Annotated in this window: 13 protein-coding genes; 7 read left to right on the top strand and 6 right to left on the bottom strand. The window is 75.6% G+C overall.

Going from position 1 to position 13,445, the window contains the following annotated elements:
- Together BF93_RS20005 and BF93_RS06880 are read left to right on the top strand one after the other, a co-directional pair.
- Nucleotides 1-1,395: MMPL family transporter (locus BF93_RS20005; RefSeq protein ID WP_232226239.1), on the top strand; the 1,395-nt coding region annotated here is incomplete at its 5' end.
- A complete protein-coding gene (locus tag BF93_RS06880; protein ID WP_084148334.1) occupies nt 1,376-1,927 on the top strand; it encodes a TspO/MBR family protein in 552 nt (183 codons plus the stop codon). The genes BF93_RS20005 and BF93_RS06880, both read left to right, overlap by 20 nt.
- Nucleotides 1,928-2,042: 115 nt before the next feature.
- Here BF93_RS06880 and BF93_RS06885 read toward each other — a convergent pair whose 3' ends face one another.
- Together BF93_RS06885 and BF93_RS06890 are read right to left on the bottom strand one after the other, a co-directional pair.
- A complete protein-coding gene (locus BF93_RS06885) occupies nt 2,043-3,533 on the bottom strand; it encodes an SDR family oxidoreductase (protein WP_038371582.1) in 1,491 nt (496 codons plus the stop codon).
- Nucleotides 3,530-4,840, bottom strand: coding sequence for a ferrochelatase (locus BF93_RS06890; RefSeq protein WP_051486642.1), 1,311 nt, complete (start codon nt 4,838-4,840; stop codon nt 3,530-3,532). Before BF93_RS06890 ends, BF93_RS06885 begins: the two co-directional genes overlap by 4 nt.
- 120 nt (nt 4,841-4,960) lie before the next feature.
- Here BF93_RS06890 and BF93_RS06895 point away from each other — a divergent pair, with 120 nt between their 5' ends.
- The 3 genes from BF93_RS06895 to crtI are packed head-to-tail and all read left to right on the top strand — an operon-like array spanning nt 4,961 to nt 8,045.
- A complete protein-coding gene (locus BF93_RS06895) occupies nt 4,961-5,473 on the top strand; it encodes a MarR family winged helix-turn-helix transcriptional regulator (protein WP_038371583.1) in 513 nt (170 codons plus the stop codon).
- Nucleotides 5,470-6,360 (top strand): squalene/phytoene synthase family protein, encoded by an 891-nt coding sequence (locus BF93_RS06900; RefSeq protein WP_038371584.1) that lies wholly within the window; start codon nt 5,470-5,472, stop codon nt 6,358-6,360. The genes BF93_RS06895 and BF93_RS06900 overlap by 4 nt, the downstream gene beginning before the upstream one ends.
- Complete coding sequence (gene crtI, locus BF93_RS06905; protein ID WP_084148335.1) at nt 6,360-8,045, top strand: phytoene desaturase family protein; 1,686 nt, start codon at nt 6,360-6,362, stop codon at nt 8,043-8,045. The genes BF93_RS06900 and crtI overlap by 1 nt, the downstream gene beginning before the upstream one ends.
- On the opposite strand, the gene BF93_RS06910 is transcribed toward crtI, so the two are convergent.
- From BF93_RS06910 to BF93_RS06925, 4 genes are read right to left on the bottom strand one after another with little or no spacing between them, the layout of a single operon-like run.
- Complete coding sequence (locus BF93_RS06910) at nt 7,990-9,543, bottom strand: hydroxysqualene dehydroxylase (protein WP_038371585.1); 1,554 nt, start codon at nt 9,541-9,543, stop codon at nt 7,990-7,992. The genes crtI and BF93_RS06910 overlap by 56 nt on opposite strands.
- Nucleotides 9,540-9,872 carry a lycopene cyclase domain-containing protein gene (locus BF93_RS06915; RefSeq protein WP_038371586.1) on the bottom strand — a complete coding sequence of 111 codons (333 nt, stop codon included), beginning with the start codon at nt 9,870-9,872 and terminating at the stop codon, nt 9,540-9,542. The genes BF93_RS06910 and BF93_RS06915 overlap by 4 nt, the downstream gene beginning before the upstream one ends.
- Entirely contained in the window at nt 9,865-10,245 is a 381-nt protein-coding gene (locus tag BF93_RS06920; protein WP_038371587.1) for a lycopene cyclase domain-containing protein, read from the bottom strand. Before BF93_RS06920 ends, BF93_RS06915 begins: the two co-directional genes overlap by 8 nt.
- A complete protein-coding gene (locus tag BF93_RS06925; protein ID WP_038371588.1) occupies nt 10,235-10,822 on the bottom strand; it encodes a MarR family winged helix-turn-helix transcriptional regulator in 588 nt (195 codons plus the stop codon). The genes BF93_RS06920 and BF93_RS06925 overlap by 11 nt, the downstream gene beginning before the upstream one ends.
- 115 nt (nt 10,823-10,937) lie before the next feature.
- On the opposite strand from BF93_RS06925, the gene BF93_RS06930 reads away from it, so the two are divergent.
- On the top strand, nt 10,938-12,107 hold the full coding sequence (locus BF93_RS06930) for a polyprenyl synthetase family protein (protein WP_051486643.1): 1,170 nt from the start codon (nt 10,938-10,940) through the stop codon (nt 12,105-12,107).
- A gap of 76 nt (nt 12,108-12,183) precedes the next feature.
- A complete protein-coding gene (locus BF93_RS06935) occupies nt 12,184-13,380 on the top strand; it encodes a cytochrome P450 (RefSeq protein ID WP_051486644.1) in 1,197 nt (398 codons plus the stop codon).
- Nucleotides 13,381-13,445: the final 65 nt, after the last annotated feature.

The raw sequence follows: 13,445 nt of genomic DNA on the forward strand, positions 1-13,445 counted from the left end.
TGGCTCGCGCTGCGGGGGGTGCTGGAGCCGATCCTGGCCTCGGGCGGCACGGTGATCGTCGGGCTGCTGTGCCTCATGCTCTCCGACCTCGGCTCCACCGCTGCGCTGGGCCCCGTCGCCGCGGTCGGCATCGTCTGCGCGATGCTCACCTCCCTCACCTTCCTGCCGGCGATGCTCGCCCTCGTCGGCCGGGCGGCGTTCTGGCCGCGCGCCCCGCGCCGCGGCTCCGCACCGGTCGCGCTGACCGGGGCCGATGCGACCGGCCCGTGGGCGCGGGTGGGCCGGCTCGTCGCCGCCGCCCCCAAGCGCGTGGCCGCCACGGTGGTCGTGCTGCTGGTCGCCGGATGCGGCGGGCTCACCCTGCTGCAGGCCGACGGCGTCCCGCAGAGCGAGTTCGTGCTCGGGGCCAGCCAGGCCCGCGACGGCCAGGCGGCGCTGGACCGCCACTTCCCCGGCGGCTCCGGCACCCCGACCTACGTGCTCGCCCCGGCCGATCAGCGCGCCGAGGTCGCCGCGGCCGTCGCCGGGGCCGACGGGGTGGAGGGCCTCGCCCTGGTCTCCCAGGACTCCCCGTCCGGGAGCCTGCCGGTGGACGCCTCCGGCGAGGTGGCGGCCGAGGCATCGGCCGGGCCGTTCGCGGACGCCCGGCCCACCGAGGTCGACGGGCAGCTGCTGTTCTCGGTGACCCTCGAGGACCCCGCCGACTCCCTCGAGGCCGAGCAGACGGTGAGGGCGCTGCGCGAGGCGGTCGGCCCGCTGGATGCGGCCGTCGGCGGCTCGACCGCGGTGGACCTCGACACCAACGAGACCTCCGCCCACGACCGCACGCTGATCATCCCCCTGGTCCTCGTCGCGATCACGATCATGCTGGCGCTGCTGCTGCGCTCCCTGCTGGCGCCGCTGGTGCTGCTGGCGACGACGGTGCTGAGCTTCGGCACGGCCCTCGGGGTGAGCGCGGTGATCTTCCGCCTCATCGACCAGCCCCGCTCGGATCCCTCGGTGCCGCTGTACGCCTTCGTGTTCCTCGTGGCGCTGGGCATCGACTACAACATCTTCCTCATGACCCGGGTGCGGGAGGAGGCCCTGGTCCACGGCACCCGCGAGGGCACGCTGCGGGGACTGTCGATCACCGGCGGCGTCATCACCAGCGCCGGCGTCGTCCTCGCGGCGACCTTCGCGGCGCTGCTGGTGATCCCCATCCAGTTCCTGCTGCAGCTGGCGATCATCGTCGCCCTCGGCGTGCTGATGGACGCCCTGGTCGTGCGGACGTTCCTGGTCCCCGCGCTCGCCGTGGCGATCGGCGACCGCATCTGGTGGCCCGCCGCGATCTCCCGGGGCCGCCGCGCCGCCCCCACCCACCGGAAGGACGCCTCCGATGCCGCACCCGCCCGCTGACCCCCGCCGCCCCTCGCCCGGGACGCCGCGGCGCGCCCCCGGCGAGCCGTCCCGCGCTGCCGACGGGCCGTCCCGCGGCCGCTCGCTGCTCATGCTGCTGGCCTTCGTCGGGGCGACGGCGATCGCCGCCGGCATCGGCGGGATGGCGGCCGCCGGCTCGCAGGAGACCTACGCCGCGCTGCGGCTGCCGGCCTTCGCCCCGCCGGCCTGGCTGTTCGGCCCCGCGTGGACGGTGCTGTACGTGCTGATCGCCGTGGCCGGCTGGCTCGTGTGGCGCCGCGCCGGGGCGGACCGCGCCCTCGCCCTGTGGTGCGCCCAGCTCGTGCTCAACGCCCTCTGGACCCCGCTGTTCTTCGGCGCGGACCTGTACTGGCTCGCCTTCGCGGAGATCGTGCTGCTGTGGATCGCCATCCTCGCCTGCCTGGTCGCCTTCCGCGCCCGGCGGCCGATGGCGGCGCTGCTGCTGGTGCCCTACCTCGCCTGGGTCAGCTACGCCGGGGCCCTGAACCTGGGGATCGCGCTGCTGAACTGACCCCCACGCGCCACGGCTCCGCGCGCGGCATGGCTCCCCGGGCCACGGCTTCCCGTGCACCACAGCGGCCTGCGCGCCACGGCGTCCCGCGCAGCACGGCCGGACGGGGCAGCGCTCAGCGGCGGGCGGCGTCCAGGATGTTCCGGGCCATCGCCGGGAAGACGAGGGCGTGGAACGGGGAGATCGCCCGCCAGTACAGGCGGCCCAGCAGCCCGTCGGGGAGGAACACGGCCCGCTGGCGGTAGCAGCTGCCGCCGCCCTCGGCCGGCTCGACCGAGAGCTGCAGCCAGGCGCGGCCGCCCGTGCGCATCTCCGCCCGCAGGGTGAGGCAGCGCCCCGGCTCGATCCGCTCGACGCGCCACCAGTCCACCGCATCGCCCACCCGCAGCGCCTGCGGGTCGCGGCGTCCGCGCCGCAGGCCCGGACCGCCGACCACGAGGTCCACGGCGCCGCGGAGCGCCCACAGCAGCGGCGTCGAGTACCAGCCCGCGGAGCCGCCGATGCCCTCGATGACCCGCCACACCGCAGCGGGGTCGACATCGGCCGCGGTGAGCTCCCGCTCGTCGGTGTGCAGGGTGTGGCCGGCCCAGTCCGGGTCCTCCGGCAGGGGCTCCTCGGGAGCGCGGTGCAGCGAGGCGTCGTCGTCCCAGCGCGAGGCGAGATCGCCGCGCCGCTGGGCGGCGAGCGCGGCCCGCACGGCGTCGCGGTAGCGCATCGGCCCGTCCGCGGGCGCGGGCAGTACCTCCTGCGCCAGCGGCGCGCGGGTCACGGCGTCGTGCTGCATCGACTCCGCCAGCGGCCGCGCGATGGACAGCGGCACCGGCGTGACCACGCCGATCCACAGCCCCGACAGGCGCGGCGCCGGGATCGGCAGGCTCAGCACGCGGCGCCGCGGCAGGCCGGCGACCTCTGCGTAACCGGTGAGCAGGTCGGCGAAGCGCAGATCGGACTCGCCGCTGCCCACCCCGTAGGTGCCCGAGACGTCCCCGGGGGCGAGCACCGCCGCGGCGAGGTAGTGGAGCACGTCGCGCACCGCGACCGGCTCGATCCGATTGCGCACCCAGCGCGGGGCGGGCATCACCGGCAGCCGCTCGGCGAGATGGCGGATGATCTCGAAGCTCGCCGACCCGGCGCCGATCACCGTGGCCGCCTCCAGGATCGTCGTCGGCACCGCGCCCTCGCGCAGGATCTCCCCGACCCGTCGGCGCGAGGCCATGTGGGCGCTGAGCTCCCCGGACTGCGGGTGCAGTCCGGAGAGGTAGACGATGCGCCGGACCTCGGCGCGCTCGGCCTCCTCCGCCATGATCCGCGCCATGCGGGCCTCCCGCTCCTCGAACCCGGAGCCGCCGGCCATCGCATGGACGAGGAACACCACCACCTCGATGCCCTCGAGGGCGCGGCGCACTGCCATCCGGTCCGCCAGGTCGGCGGGGGCGGCCTCCACCCGGTCGGCCCACGGCTGGGCCTCGAGCCGCTCGCGGCTGCGCCCGCACACGCGCACCCGGGCGCCGCGGTCGACCAGCTGCGGCACCAGGCGCCCGCCGACGTAGCCGGTCGCGCCCGTGACCAGCACGTGCGGGGGCTGCGGTGCGGGCTGCGCGCTCATCGGCCGCCCGCCTCCCCGGTGGTGCCGGCGCCCGCGGGGCGGGTGCTCCCGCCCTCGTCCCGGGCGGCCTGCGTACGTGCGGCGCGCAGGTCCTCCCCGGAGTCCAGCGCCGAGGTGGTCGGCACGATGCGCGCCCGCGGCGACCCGGAGACGCAGCAGGCGGTGCCGCAGACGTCCGCGGTGGGGCCGAACTCGGTGACCGCGCGGCGCGGGGCATCGGGCCGGATCCGCTCCTCGACGAGGTCCGCGAGCGCCGCCACGAAGCGCGGGTCCGTGCCCGGCGTGGCCACGCGGCGGAAGGCGAGGGAGTGCTGCTCGGCGCTCTCGCGCGCCTCGGTGTCCAGGTCCCAGATCACCTCCACATGATCGCTGACGAAGCCCACGGGGACCACCACCACCGCGTCGTGCTCGCCCTCCTCGGCGATCCGGGCGATCACGTCGTTGACGTCCGGCTCGAGCCACGGGGTGTGCGGGGCGCCGGAGCGGGACTGGTAGACCAGCTCCCAGCCGGGCAGCTCCGTCCCGGCGCCCTCGGCCGCGCGCCGCTGCGCGACGGCGTCCATGAGGTACCGGCAGGCCGCCTCGTGCTGGCGGACGTACCAGCGCGCGGGGCCGCCGGTGCGCTCCTCGGCCGGGCCGGAGGCGTCGGCCATCGCGGTCGGGATCGAGTGGGTGGAGAACAGGATCCGGACCCGCGCGCCGTCGTGGCCCTCCTCCTGCAGCTGCGCGAGCGCATCGAGGATCCCGTCGGCCATCGGCGCGAGGAAGCCGGGGTGGGAGAAGTAGGGGCGCACCTTGTCGAGGCGCACCGTGCCCAGCAGGCCGGTCTCCACGAGCGCCCGCCCGAAGTCCTCGCGGTACTGCCGGCACGAGGAGTAGGAGGAGTACGCGCTGGTGGCGATGGCGAGGACCTCGCGGTGCCCGTCGGCGTGCAGCCCGCGGACCGCCTCGGCCATGGTCGGCTGCCAGTTGCGGTTGCCCCAGTGGATCGGCAGGTCGATGCCGCGCTCGTCGAGCTCCGCCCGCAGCGCCCGGATCAGGGCGCGATTCTGGTCGTTGATGGGGGAGCGCCCGCCCAGGGCCCGGTAGTGCGCCCCGACCTCCTCGAGGCGCTCGTCGGGGATCCCGCGGCCGCGGGTGACGTTGCGCAGGAACGGCAGGACGTCCTCCTCGCGCTCGGGCCCGCCGAAGGAGGCGAGGAGGATCGCGTCGTAGGGTCGGGGCAGGGCGCGCCGCTCGCGGGGCGAGGAGACGGTCGACTCCTCGAGCGGGGCGCAGAGATCGGCGGGGGCGGGCGATGCGGTCATGGGTCCTCCGAGGCGGGCGGGCATGGCGGCCGGCGCACCATTGAGTTAGAATTCCGAACAGTTAGAGACGCTACATGTGTGTGCGGGCCCTGTCCAGCGCACCCGATCCCGGAGAGTCCGATGGCAGATCTGCCCGCAGAGCCCCACCCCTCGAGCGGCTACTGGTTCCCGCCCGACGAGCCCGAGACCGCCTCGACCGTGGAGCTGCTCAACGAGCTGCGGCGGTACCGCTCCTCCAACACCCGCATGCGATCGCGGGTGGGCGATGACATGGACATGGGGGAGAAGGACCTCCTGGCCCTGCGCGCCCTGCTCGAGGCGCAGGCGGAGGGCCGGGTGCTGCGCCAGCGGGACCTCGCCCGGATGCTCGACATCCGTCCCGCCTCGGCCAGCGCCCTCGTGGACCGCCTGGTCCGCGACGGGCACGCCGAGCGCATGCCCCACCCGGAGGACCGGCGCTCCATCGCCGTGGTCCCCACCCGCCACGGGGACGAGGAGGTGCGCGCCACGCTCGCCGACATGCACGAGCGGATGTTCGCGGTCGCCCGCGCCCTCAGCCCCGAGGAGCGGGAGGTCGTCACCGGCTTCCTGCGCCGCCTGAACCACGACGCCGCCGGCGAGGGAGAACGATGATCTCCCCGCTGGACGCGCAGGCCGCGGCCGCCTACCGCTCCGCCGCCAGCTCGGCGGCCGCCGCGGTCATCGGCCGCTACTCGACGTCCTTCGCGCTGTCGGCCCGGCTGCTGCGCGAGCCCGTCCGCACCCGGGTGCGGTGCATCTACGCCCTGGTGCGGGTCGCCGACGAGATCGTCGACGGCGCGGCCCGCGGCAGCGGACTGGGCGCCGAGCAGATCGCGGCCAGTCTGGACGCCTACGAGGCCGCCGTCGAGGCGGCCCGCGAGACGGGGTTCAGCACCGACCTGGTGATCCATGCCTTCGCCCGCACCGCCCGGGAGACCGGGATCGGCCCCGAGCTGACGGCTCCCTTCTTCGCCTCCATGCGGATGGACCTCGAGCGCAGCGACCACACCCCGGAGACCTTCGCCCGCTACGTGCACGGCTCCGCGGAGGTGGTGGGCCTGATGTGCCTGCGCGTGTTCGCCACCGACCGGTCCCCGACCCCGGTGGAGCCCGATGCCCGGCTGGTCGAGGGCGCCCGGCGGCTCGGCGCCGCGTTCCAGAAGGTGAACTTCCTGCGCGACCTGCACGCCGATGCCGACGCCCGCGGTCGCGCCTACTTCCCCGGCATCGACCCGGCGCGGCTCACCGATGCGCAGCGCGACCTCCTGCTGGACGACGTCGACGCCGATCTCGCCGCCGCCCGGGCGGCCATCGTGCATCTGCCCGCCTCCAGCCGCGCCGCCGTGCTCGCCGCCCACGACCTCTTCGCAGAGCTCTCCGCGCGGCTGCGCGCCACCCCGGCCGCACGCCTGCGCACCCGGCGCGTCCGCGTGCCGGACCTGCGCAAGGCGTGCATCGCGGCCCGCGCCGTCGCCGTCGCCCGGCGGGTGAGGGTCTGATGCCCTCGACCCCGACGCCCGGGCCCCGACCTCGGAGCGGCCCGCGCGCCCCGCAGCCTCCCGCCCCGGAGCCGCGGCGCATCGCGATCATCGGCGGCGGCGTGGCGGGACTGGCGAGCGCCGCCCTGCTCGCGGCCGACGGCCACGCCGTCACCGTCGTCGAACGGTCCCAGGACCTCGGCGGGCGGGCCGGCCGATGGGAGAGCGAGGGGTTCGCCTTCGACACGGGACCGTCCTGGTGGCTGATGCCCGAGTGCTTCGAGCACTTCTTCGCCCTGCTCGGGGAGCGCCTGGAGGACCACCTCGACCTGGTGCGGCTGGACCCCGGGTACCGGGTGCTCGGCGAGCGGTACCCCGAGCCGCTGGACCTGCGCGGCGGCCGCGCCGACGCGATCGCCGCGTTCGAGCGGGAGGAGCCGGGCGCGGGGGCGGCGCTGGCCGCCTACCTGGACTCCGCCCGCGAGGCCTATGACCTGGCCACGGACTCCTTCCTCTACACCACCTTCTCGCGCGTCTCCGCCCGCACCGTCGCCTCGGTGCTGCCGCGGGCGGGCACCCTGGCGCGGCTGCTGCTCGAGAGCCTCCACGACCGCGTCGCGCGGACGGTGACGGACACCCGGCTGCGGCAGGTCCTGGGGTACCCGGCGGTGTTCCTCGGGGCGACCCCGCGCACCGCCCCCAGCATCTACCACCTGATGAGCGCGATGGACCTCGAGGACGGGGTGCGCTACCCCCTCGGCGGCTTCTCCCGGCTGGTCCAGGCGCTGCGGCGCCTCGCCCTCGAGCGCGGGGTGGTGCTGCGCACCGGAACCGAGGTCACCGCGATCCGCACCGCGCCGCGCCCCGGCCGGGTGCCCGGCCGCCGCCGGCTGCAGGTCACCGGGATCACCGTCCGCGCGGTCCCGGCCGATGCCGACGCCCCGGCCGGCCCCGAGGAGGTCCTCCCCGCGGACCTCGTGGTCTCCGCCGCGGACCTCCACCACACCGAGACCGCCCTGCTCCCCGCGGAGGCGCAGACCTACCCGCAGCCGTACTGGGACCGCCGCACCTCGGGCCCCGGCGCCGTGCTCGCCCTGCTCGGGGTGCGCGGCGGCCTTCCCCAGCTGGCCCACCACACCCTGCTGTTCACCGAGGACTGGGACGCCAACTTCGCGCACATCCTCGACGGCCCGCCGCAGGCGCCGGACCCGGCGAGCCTGTACGTGTGCCGGCCCTCGGCCACCGACCCGTCGGTCGCCCCGCCCGGGCACGAGAACCTGTTCGTGCTCATCCCCGTGCCCCCCGACGCCCCGGACGGCACAGGGCTGGGCCGCGGCGGCCTCGACGGCGGCGGCGACGCCCCCGTGGAGGAGGCGGCGGATCGGGCGATCGCGCAGATCGCCGCGTGGGCCGGGATCGAGGACCTCGCTGCACGGATCACGGTGCGCCGCACTGTGGGCCCCGGCGACTTCGCCCGGGACCTGCACTCCTGGCGCGGCAACGCCCTCGGGCCCGCGCACACGCTGCGGCAGTCCGCCTTCCTGCGCGGCTCCCAGCGCAGCCGGCGCGTGGAGGGCCTGTACTACGCCGGCGGCACCACCGTGCCCGGCGTCGGCCTGCCGATGTGCCTGATCAGCGCGGAGAACGTGCTCAAGCTCGTGCGCGGCGACCGGACCGACGGGCCGCTGCCCGTGCCGGGGACCTGAGCACCCCGGACATGGGCACGGACCACCAGTCATGACCGGCGGCGCCCCAGCCCTCGAGCAGCGCGTTGGCGGCCTGCAGCCCGGTGAGCGCCGCCCGCTCCATGAGGGCGACGGGCTCGTCGGTGCGCAGCCAGTCCCCGGCCAGCACCACGCGCCGGTCCGGGGTGGTGACGGTGGGGCGCCGCGCCCACTCGCCCGTGCCGATCAGCGGGCAGTCCTCCTGCACGAGCCATTCCTCGTGCACGGGGACGGCGCCGCGCAGCTCCGGGTGCAGCCGCTCGAGCTGGGCGCGCAGCTCCCGGCGCACGGCGTCGTCCTGCGCCGGGGTGTGGCCGGTCAGCGCGTAGGCGTGCAGCTCGACGACGCTGCCGCCGTGGGCGGCGGACCAGCGCCGCGCGGTCCCCTCGAAGCGGTCCAGGACGGTGACGTTGTCCAGCGGGCCGAAGCCGCTGGTGCCGAGGAAGGCCGGGGCCTCGGCCGCGACGGGCCGGTCCCACCACAGGCGCTGGACGGCGAAGGGCGGGGCGTTGCGCTGCGCGGCGACCGATGCCGCCCAGCCGTCCTCCGGGCCCGCCGCCCGGCGGGGGCGGTCCATCCCCGCGATGAGTCGGCGCGCGGTCCGCGGATCGGCGGCGACCACGACCGCATCGGCCGTGAGCTCCTCCGATGCCGTGCGCACCAGCAGGCGGCCGTCCCCGGCCTCGTGCACGCCGTCCACGGCGGTGCCGGTGCGGGCCTCGCCGCCGTGCGAGCGCAGGGCCCGCACCAGCGGGTCCCACAGCGTGGGGGAGTAGGAATCGGAGGGGACGTCGAAGATCAGGCCCTCCGCGGAGCCCATGAAGTAGGTGTGGAACATGCCCACCAGCTCGCCGGCGGAGAACTGCGAGGGATCGGCGAAGAAGGACCGCGCGAACACCTCCAGGGCGAGGTGCCGCGCCTGGTCGGGGAAGCGCAGGCGGTCCAGGAAGGACGCGGCGTCCTCGCCGTCGTGCGCGGAGAAGGACGCCGGGAACTCGGCGCGCAGCAGCGCCAGGGCCGCCGGCACGTCCACCCCGGCGAGCTCGCGCAGCGGGAAGCTCTCGCTGCGCAGCGCGAAGGCCGCCACGCTCCACGGCGGCGTGCGGGGGATCCCGCGGAAGCTGTCGCGGGCTCCTCCGGCCCGCTGCAGCGGGTAGTCGCCGATGTCCTCGAGCATCCCCAGCGCGGGGTCGGTCCGGCGCAGCAGGGAGCGCAGCGTGTAGTACTGGCGGAAGAAGGCGTGGAACCCGCGGCTCATGGAGCGTCCCTCGCCCAGGTCCCAGGAGCGGGCGCGCCCGCCCCAGGTCCGCTCGCGCTCGAGCAGCCTCACGGACACGCCCCGCTCGGCGAGGCAGAGGGCGGCGCTGAGCCCGGCGATGCCGCCGCCGATCACAATCACCTCGCGGCCCGGGGCGCGCGAGGCGCCGGACGGCCCGCGGTGCAGCACGGCGCGGCGGTCCCGGCCCGGGCGGACGATCACGGCTCCTCCTGCGGGGACCGGTCCCCGGGGCGGGGGCGAGCGCGCAGCCACAGCATCATCGTCAGGGTCACCATCGAGAAGCCGAAGCCGAAGTCCTCGACGGGGATGTCCCACGGGACGCGGAGGCCGGTGGTCATCGACGCCTCGTACAGCACGATCGGATCGGAGAGCTTGGTCAGCCAGCCGTCCACGAGGACCTGGAAGCCCATGACGATCCCCATCGAGATCCAGTACACGCCGCTGCGGAAGATCCCCGTGCGCAGCACGCACAGCTCGAGGAGGACGACCAGCACGATCGAGGCGACGGTGAGGACGGTGTACTCAGGCATCGTCGCCCTCCGTGGGGTCGGTTCTCGTCCCGGCGCGCTCGCGCAGGCCGGCGCGGAGGGCCGCCGCCCGGGTGAGCACGGCGCGCACACCCTCGAGGGTGAGCAGGCCGCAGATGGGGATGACCAGGAAGAACAGCAGCTCCTCGAGGGGGAGGCGCCCCGGGAGCATGATGCCGGTGATCTTGTCGGGCGCGTACCACCAGTGGCCGCGGTGGATCCCCAGCAGGTCCCAGGCGACGAACACGACGACCACCGGGGCGAGGGCGCGCAGCAGGCGCCGCGGGCGGCGGTACACGCGCGCCCCGAGCACGAATTCGAGAGGAAGCGTGATGAGCAGGCACAGGCCCAGCACGATCAGGTACTCAGCGGGCATCGTCGCTCCGGGATCCGACCCATTCCAGGCCCTCGGGGGAGATCTCGCGGGCCATGTCGGTCAGGAAGCGCTCGACGATCTCGCGCTCCTGGGGGGTCAGGCGGGCGGCGGCGCGGAACCGACCCGCCTGCTGGCGGCCCATGGTGGACATGGCGGCGTCCCGGGTCGCCGGGTCCACGGTGAGGCAGACGCTGCGCCGGTCATGGGGGTGGGGGTGCCGCTCGACGTGACCGGCCGCCGCGAGGCGGTCCAGCATCTTGGTCGTCGCGCCCGAGGAGAGCCCGAGGTGGGCGCCGAGGGCGCCGGCGGTCGCGATCTCCCCGCGGTGGGCGCAGATGATGAGGAAGTGGAGGGCGCGCATGTCGGTCGAGTTCAGCCGCATGTACTCCTGCGAGGCGCGCGAGAGCTCCTCCTCCACGCGGCGCAGGGCCACCAGCGCCGCCATCACCGCGTCGATCTGGGCGACGTCCTCCGGGGTGAGGGCGGATCGGTCCACGAGCTCGCCGTGGGGGTCATTCGAATCGATGTCGAACGCCGTCCACGGCGGGGCCTGCCGGTGTTCGGTCGCGTCGTGCATGCGAGCACTGTACCCGGCTTGATACTCGCTCGGCTATATTCTTTCCGAGCAAGGCGAAATGTGGGGCCGTGGCGGGACCGCCGCACGGGACAGGATGTCGAGGAACGGAGGGGTCGTGGCGGAGATCGATGAGATGTGCCGGCTGGACCGTGCCAGGGCATCCGTGCTGGCCGAGCTGCACGAGGTGCTGGAGGGGGAGACCCTGCGGGCGCAGCGGCACGGCCCGCACGTGCAGGACCTGTGGCGCCGGACGGCGCAGCACATCGGCGGCGGCAAGCTCATGCGGCCGATGCTCCTGCTCGAGGTCCTCGACGCCTTCCGGGCCGAGGGCTCGGCAGGCCCGGCCGGGTCCGATGCTTCGCGCGGGTCGGACGCTGCACGCTGGTCGGACGCTGCACACGGGTCGGACCCTGGGTCCGGGGCGGGCGATGCCGTCGCGCTGCGCTGCGCGGCGGCGCTGGAGATCCTGCACTACGCCTTCCTGCTGCACGACGACGTGATCGATCACGACCTTGTCCGGCGCGGGGACGACAACCTCGTCGGCGCCCTGCACCGGCACGGCCGCGCCGGCGGCGACGACGGGGCGAGCCTGCACTGGGCGCGCAGCGCGGGGATCCTCATGGGGGACCTGCTGCTCTCGCGCGCCCACCAGCTCCTCGCCCGCGTCGACGTCCCCGCCCCGATGCGGGCCGAGCTGCTGGACCTGCTGGACCACGCGGTCACCGAATCGGCCGCGGGCGAGTTCCTGGACGTCGGCCTGGCCGATGGGATGATCCCGCCCGCCCGCCGCGAGATCGACACCATGACCCGGTCCAAGACCGCCGTCTACAGCGTCGAGCTGCCGCTGGGGATGGCCTGCGTGCTGGCCGGCGCCGGGGCGGAGGTCCGCGCCGCCCTCGAGGACGCCGGGCGCTGCATCGGCATCGCCTTCCAGCTGCAGGACGACGCCCTCTCCGCCTTCGGCGCCGAGCACCACCACGGGAAGGACCCGTGGTCCGACTTCCGCGAGGGCAAGCAGACCCGCATCATGGACGCGGCACGGTCGACGGCCTCGTGGCCGGCCGTCGCCGAGCTGCTCGGGCGGAGCGACCTCACCGATGCGCAGGGGCTGCGCCTGCGGGGGCTGCTCGTGGACTGCGGGGCCCGGGACCGGGTCGCGGAGGAGATCGAGGCGCTGCTGGACGAGGCCCGGCGCATCCTGCACGACGGCCCCGCCCGGATCCCCGCGGCCGTCGTCGAGGTCATCGAGCAGCAGATGCGGAGACTGGAGGGCCGCACCCGGTGACGGGGCGACGCATCCGGCGGACGGGGAGGACGGGCCCGGTGGGACGAGGACGCACCCGGCAGCGAGGGAGGACGGCATGAGCGAGGACGAGCGCCGCGCCCGGCGGCCCGGAGCCTGCCCGTGGGCGGGCGAGGACGCCCCGCCGGGGCTGCGGCACGTGGGCGGCTACGACGCGGCCCGCGGCGTGCTGCGGGCCCGCGGGGCGACCACCCAGGCCGGCTTCACCGCCGAGGCGATCCCCCGCGGAGCCCTCCGGCACCATCCGATCCTGCTGTCCGACGGCCCGCAGCACGACGAGCAGCGCCGCGCCGCGGGCCGCCGCTTCGCCCCGGCGTTCGTGGACGCCGAGTACACCGGCACCATGGAGGTCCTCGCGGATCGCCTGGTGGGTGCCGCCGTGCGCGAGGGCGCCTGCGCGCCGGACCATCTCGCCCTGCTCTACGCGGTGGGCGTGACCCGGGAGGCCGTCGGCCTCACGCACGCCCCGCTGGAGCAGATGGCCCGCCGCCTGGAGAGGTTCATGCGCCAGCCGCCCTTCGACCTGTCCCGGCCCGGGCTGGGGCGCACCCGCCGGCAGTGGGCGCTCGCCGCGGCCCGCGGCCTCGGCCCCCTGCTGGGCTTCCACCTCCGCGACGTGCTGCCGGCCGTCCGGGCACGGCGGCGCCGGCCCCGCGGCGACCTGGTCAGCCACCTGCTGGCGGAGGGCTACACCGTGCCGGACATCCTCGTCGAGTGCGTCACCTATGCGACGGCCGGGATGATCACGACGCGCGAGTTCATCGTCATGGCCCTGTGGCACCTGCTGGATCGGCCGATGCTCGCCGAGCGGTTCCTGGCCGGGGAGCGGGCCGAGCGCTTCGCGATCCTGCACGAGATCATCCGCCTCGAGCCCGTCGTCGGGCATCTCTACCGGCGCGTGCACACGCCGCTCGAGGTGCCCGGTGCCCCGGATCTCGCCCCCGGGGACCTGGTGGACGTGTGCGTGCAGGAGGCGAACACGGATCCGCGCATCGTGGGGGAGGACCCGCGGGCGCTGAGGCCGGGCCGGGAGCTGCCGCGCGGGGTGGGGCCGGCCGGCCTCAGCTTCGGCGCGGGGGAGCATCGCTGCCCCGGCGAGCACCTGGCCATCGCGGAGACCGCCGTGCTGCTCGAGCGCATCCTGCGCGAGCACCCGCGGCTGCGCCGACCGCCGCAGGTCGCCTGGGAGGACCTGGTCGCCGGCTATCGGCTGCGCGGCGCGGAGCTCGTCTTCCCGCGCGGCGCGAAAGGCTGAGAGGGCGCCCGCAGGACCAGGCGCCCACAGGACAGGGCGCCCATAGGACAGGGCGCCCGCAGGGA

The organism is Brachybacterium phenoliresistens (assembly GCF_000576425.1).
In the GTDB taxonomy this organism is placed as follows: Bacteria; Actinomycetota; Actinomycetes; order Actinomycetales; family Dermabacteraceae; genus Brachybacterium; species Brachybacterium phenoliresistens.

Bases quoted from the DNA above. Each gene is read 5' to 3' on its own strand.
- BF93_RS06900 (WP_038371584.1), top strand. From the start codon at position 5,470: ATGATCTCCCCGCTGGACGCGCAGGCCGCGGCCGCCTACCGCTCCGCC.
- crtI (WP_084148335.1), top strand. From the start codon at position 6,360: ATGCCCTCGACCCCGACGCCCGGGCCCCGACCTCGGAGCGGCCCGCGC.
- BF93_RS06890 (WP_051486642.1), bottom strand. From the start codon at position 4,840: ATGACCGCATCGCCCGCCCCCGCCGATCTCTGCGCCCCGCTCGAGGAG.
- BF93_RS06925 (WP_038371588.1), bottom strand. From the start codon at position 10,822: ATGCACGACGCGACCGAACACCGGCAGGCCCCGCCGTGGACGGCGTTC.
- BF93_RS06895 (WP_038371583.1), top strand. From the start codon at position 4,961: ATGGCAGATCTGCCCGCAGAGCCCCACCCCTCGAGCGGCTACTGGTTC.
- BF93_RS06920 (WP_038371587.1), bottom strand. From the start codon at position 10,245: ATGCCCGCTGAGTACCTGATCGTGCTGGGCCTGTGCCTGCTCATCACG.
- BF93_RS06915 (WP_038371586.1), bottom strand. From the start codon at position 9,872: ATGCCTGAGTACACCGTCCTCACCGTCGCCTCGATCGTGCTGGTCGTC.
- BF93_RS06885 (WP_038371582.1), bottom strand. From the start codon at position 3,533: ATGAGCGCGCAGCCCGCACCGCAGCCCCCGCACGTGCTGGTCACGGGC.
- BF93_RS06935 (WP_051486644.1), top strand. From the start codon at position 12,184: ATGAGCGAGGACGAGCGCCGCGCCCGGCGGCCCGGAGCCTGCCCGTGG.
- BF93_RS06880 (WP_084148334.1), top strand. From the start codon at position 1,376: ATGCCGCACCCGCCCGCTGACCCCCGCCGCCCCTCGCCCGGGACGCCG.